Genomic DNA, 4,155 nt, shown 5'->3' on the forward strand with positions numbered 1-4,155 from the left:
CTATTTTTTCGGTGTTAATGGAAACACCAATGGGATTACATCCACGACCCGGAGGCGATGCTCTTTGCTTTCTTGCAGGATGAGGAGGAGGGGGCGTATATTGATCCCGCCTACTTGACAATGGAGAGTATTACCATTGGAAATAATCCCGATGAAAGCCAAAACGTATACACTTGTCTCACGCCTGCAGGAATCCCGATAACCATTTATGATGATGTAACCTCACTGAATTTTGCTTCAAGATTCCCAGAAAACATTGCCGATGGTGCATTGACAGGCTTTAAAAATAAACAGGGGAATTATGTTGCCCTCTACAACTTTGATAAAAAAAGATTCCTCGGATATGCCCGCATGACCAACCCAAGTGCGGAGAAACCTGTTGACCGGGTAAAAAACAGTGATGGTGATATTGCATTTTATGAAGAAGACCTGACTGCATCCAATAATACCCCGGCTACTTTGGTTTATTTAGGTTACCGTAAAAACTGTGCCATTGAATTTAAAACGCTTACACTTTCTGAAGTCGGGAACAAACCCACAGGGAACCATAAAGGGAATGGCGATTTAAAACCATTAGACGGTTTACAGTTTTCTACAGCGAAATATTTAAAAACCATCACGGATGATGATGCCTGTATCCTTCCGCCACTTAACCTTACCAAACTTGATCTAAAGGAAAACGCCAAGCAGTCTGTATTTAATCTTTACGGGCAAGGTGGCTTGTTGATGATGCTCTCCATCGGTAGCAAAACCGAATACATCTATACCAATACAGACCAGGAATTAAACAATTACTTCTACCGATGGGACGAGGCTAAAAACATGTGGGTGAACTGGTCGCCCCAGACCCAGCCACAATTAGAAGCCAAAGACATTATCCTTGCTGTTTTTGCCATTTGGGGAGAAATGCTAAAAGATCCGCATTTTACACTTGATGCGCTTGGTACTGTTCCTGTTGTTGGTGCGCCGTTTGATCTTGTCAATGGTTTCCTTTATACTCTTGAAGGGGAGTATTTTTATGCCTCGCTTTCTTATCTGGCAACCATACCTTTTGTATTTGAAGGGGTAACTTATGTGAAATACGTTTGTAAGTCAGGTGGTATGGTCAAGGCCATCGACCTGACAGTGGAAGGGGCTGCCGCGGTAAGCAAGATTGGTAAAAAGTTCAAAGCTGCCAAAATTGCCAAGCTTGATGACGAATTGTTTGAAGTGGCCAAATTGGTTGACCGGAACAAAATTCACATAAGCACCATTAGCAAACTGGCTGATGAAATACCCACGGGAAGCCAGTTAAATGCTGTTTTAAAGAAAGTAAACGGACTAAGTGAAGCAAAACAAGCTGACTTTCTTACTGATATTGCCAAAGCCGACGGACGGGTAAGCGATGCGGCTAACCTGCTTAAAAACAACCTTTCCAAAATTGATGAAGGCGTAATTGAAGCTTGGACGTTGCTTGATGGTTCGCCAGTTATAAGGTTGGATATTAAAAACCTTGAAAACCTTCAAACGGTAATCAAGCACCCGGATTACACGTTTACAGCTGACCAATTGTCGGAACTTTCAACAACGATTAAAAACAGTAACAGCAAAGCGCGATTAATTGAGCAGTTAAGTTATGCAACAAAATATGCTGATGATTACCCCCAAGCTAATAGTATATTAGGGTTAGCAAAAGTAGGTCCTATTGATCCTGTCAGAAGTATTACAGGAAGTAATGGGAAAATTGCAATTATTGGCAGGAAAATGAGTTTAGTCAAGGTTTATAGGGATGAATTAAAAGCACTTGGAAAGGATGTGGAAATATTTGAAGGAGAAGTAATACCATTAGCTGCAAGAGAAGAATTAAAAATAGCACAAAAGACTAGGGAGTGGTTGGATGAAACCTCTGAGATATATAAAGCTAATGAAATATGGGCAAACAAACTTAAAGTTGAAAAGTATGAAATACAAGATATAGGTAATCCCTATCAGCAAGGCGAAAGTATGTTTTATAAGATGGAAAAACAAATAATTTTTGGAGATTAAGTATGGATAAGATTAATATCATAAGTAGGTTTTTAAAAGAGAATGTTCCTGTTTATTTTAGCAATAATCTGCTATTCGAAAAAGAGGAGACCGAAAAAGGACTAAATATATGTTTTAGTACAAAAAAAAGAACAAGGAGAATTTGTTTTCGGTTCATAGAAAAAAAAGTAACAGGAGAAGAAATAAATCTATTTCTAATTAACATTCAAAAATTTCCATTTAAAACGGCTAATGACTCAATGTTTTTGGACGAATATCTAAAAAAAATGAAAGTAATTAATGAAGAAAACTTTTCATTGAATAATTTTAATGGTGAATTTGAAAACCGACTAAAGAGTTTTTTCCAATACTTACATGAAATTATAGATAATTATGCTGCGGATGTTTTATTTGGAGATAAATGGGAAAATATGCCAATAAATTGGGATCCTTATAAATAATTTAAGTTTCCCACTTTTCTATGCCCCATATAATATGGTGTGTTAAATTGAATAATTTACGTTAAACAAAATCGTAAAAGCCTATGGGTTAGACCTATGCAGCGACACTTTCCAATTCTGATGTTTTCATTTGGTTATCTCTTTGGACCAGACCCCCAATTGATCCGTTTGACATTGTTATTGTCACATTCGATGATGTACCCGAACATATATGTGATAATTGTCTTGCCAAAGGGGAAGTTGTTGCTATGCCAGCATTTTTGTTTGAATGGATTTGTAATGAATTCACGAATCAACAGATAGTTGATTATATTGATAACAGTGTTACAATTGGAACTTTGTTTATAGGTGCAGGTGCTGTAGCAAAAAGCACAAAATTAATATATAAAATAAGTTTGATTGTTGCCGCTGGAAATGTTGCTCTTTTAAATGATGATTTTGAAGATTTTATAATAAGATATTTGTCAGAAGAAGCCCTTAGCGCTTGGAATGGATTTAGCATTTTGTTAGATGTGAGTAATCCAATAAATACCCTTCGTGCTGGAGAAGCTTTAACAAAATTCACTGATTTTGTTTTCATCTGGGATGCATTTAAAAAATCATCAACATATAATGAATTAATGAAAACTGACAAAGCACAAATGATTGAACAGGCTGATGCATTGATTTTGCAGATAAAAACTGAGCAGGGATTATGAATCTTCTTAAAAAACAATGGGATGCAGAAATGCGCTCTGCTGCCAGACGCGGTTATACCGCTCCATTTATTATGGTGCTGGTCGGTTTTGTTTATCTACTCTTAATACCTTACAATGTAGATAAATTAGAAAAACATAAAGGAATAATTAAGCAATACAGTAATGACTATTCTAAATTTTGGTTGGAGAGGAGTGAAAAGAGCTATGAAGTGGATTTAAAGAAGTATAGGGAAAAACTGCGCAAAGAATTGCGCAAAGCTCAAAAAGTTGAAGTATGGACAAAAGAAAATAAAAACACTGTAATGCAACTGAAACTAAATGGAAAAATAGTGATTACATATAAATGGTGGAATCATGCTAAAGTTCCTTTGTTTTTCATTTTAGCAGGCCTTATTTTAATTCCTATTGTAATACGAGAAAAAAAGAAAATTATATGAATTATATGAAGTAGCTACGATTTAATCTGACAGTTAGTGTCTTACCCCTGATATTCGTGTTTTTTTAGCAAAATTAATGCTCTGTCACCGCTCCGCGGTTAATTGTTACTGACTTTATTGATAACGTTTACTGCTCTGTCACCGCTCCGCGGTTTTAGTATTTTTAACCCTATAACAGCAGTTAATAGCCGTGGAGCGGCGACAGAACGGTAGTAGAATTAAGTAATAAGAAAAACAAAAAGCTGCGGAGCGACGACAGATAATGTATAAATTTGTTTGGTTCTGGCTTGTCCAGGTTAGGGATTAACTAAATTTGAAATACCAAAAGCAAATTGAATGTTAACCCCCGCTCGGCGAAGTTTGCAACTTCGTTGTTTAAAAAAGTTTCTTTGAGCTCCCGAAATCGGGATTTCGTAAACCCCTGCTCAGCGAAGTCTCTGACTTCGTCGCTCAAACCGCTGTAGTTTTCAACTACCAGATAAAAGTGATGCGATTGAACTTGTCGGATTTCCCTCTAAAACAGTCAGATGGGAACCGGATATTTTTTATTCTTAA

General features: G+C 36.7%; 4 protein-coding genes. All 4 read left to right on the forward strand.

Annotation, left to right across the window (positions count from 1 at the left end):
- Positions 1-57 precede the first annotated feature (57 nt).
- The 4 genes from OQ5_RS0114690 (at position 58) to OQ5_RS0114705 (ending at position 3,600) form a co-directional block, all read left to right on the forward strand.
- Positions 58-2,025: a hypothetical protein gene (locus OQ5_RS0114690; protein WP_016778211.1), complete on the forward strand. Its 1,968-nt coding sequence runs from the start codon at positions 58-60 to the stop codon at positions 2,023-2,025.
- A 2-nt stretch (positions 2,026-2,027) separates the two neighbouring features.
- A complete protein-coding gene (locus OQ5_RS0114695) occupies positions 2,028-2,465 on the forward strand; it encodes a hypothetical protein (protein ID WP_016778212.1) in 438 nt (145 codons plus the stop codon).
- 248 nt (positions 2,466-2,713) lie between these two features.
- Positions 2,714-3,163 carry a hypothetical protein gene (locus OQ5_RS0114700; RefSeq protein WP_016778213.1) on the forward strand — a complete coding sequence of 150 codons (450 nt, stop codon included), beginning with the start codon at positions 2,714-2,716 and terminating at the stop codon, positions 3,161-3,163.
- Positions 3,160-3,600: a hypothetical protein gene (locus tag OQ5_RS0114705; RefSeq protein ID WP_016778214.1), complete on the forward strand. Its 441-nt coding sequence runs from the start codon at positions 3,160-3,162 to the stop codon at positions 3,598-3,600. The genes OQ5_RS0114700 and OQ5_RS0114705 overlap by 4 nt, the downstream gene beginning before the upstream one ends.
- Positions 3,601-4,155: the final 555 nt, after the last annotated feature.

Source organism: Anaerophaga thermohalophila str. Valhall (genome assembly GCF_000250735.1).
Taxonomy (GTDB): Bacteria; Bacteroidota; Bacteroidia; order Bacteroidales; family Marinilabiliaceae; genus Anaerophaga; species Anaerophaga thermohalophila_A.